2 protein-coding genes are annotated in these 527 nt (G+C 42.7%); both read left to right on the plus strand.

All coding sequences use genetic code 11. The annotated features are described in order from the left end of the window. Positions 1–42: 42 nt before the first annotated feature. Positions 43–258, plus strand: coding sequence for a hypothetical protein (locus ACTHS3_RS16730; protein ID WP_049329287.1), 216 nt, complete (start codon positions 43–45; stop codon positions 256–258). A 54-nt stretch (positions 259–312) separates the two neighbouring features. Beyond that, positions 313–527: DUF3290 family protein (locus ACTHS3_RS16735; protein ID WP_440368607.1), on the plus strand; the 215-nt coding region annotated here is incomplete at its 3' end.

Consider the following 527-nt stretch of genomic DNA (forward strand, 5'->3'; position numbering starts at 1 on the left):
TTTTCGTGCGTGAAGCCTACGTCGTCATTTTGGAAAAAGAACGTGTTTAAACTCGGCGTCTATGCCTGTCTCGGATTGTTCGTCAGCTGGGTGTTGCTCTTGATTTTGCAACTTTGGTTTTCCTTCGTCGATGCCGATTTGTTTCTCAAAATCACCCTGACCATGGCAGGTCTTTTCATTATCATTCTGGCCAGCTTGCTGGTGATCAGCCAGTATTTTGCCGAAAAGAAAATGAAAGACGACGGATTTATCAACTGATACTACTTCGGGAAGCACCATGTATGCTTTATCCGAAACCTTAACGCAACATCCTTGTTTAATAGACAAGGCCGTCTGAAATGTAAGTTTCAGACGGCCTTATTACCCTTCCCAAATTTATCAAATATCATGAAATTCTTTTCTCACTTTTATCTTGAAAATCATATGTATTTCAACGACTACTTGAAATACATCCTGATTTTCGCCGCCCTCGTCATCCTCCTGCTCGCCGTATCGCAATACCTGCGCCACCGCATGGACACCAAATA

This window comes from Neisseria sp. P0009.S007, from assembly GCF_051962515.1.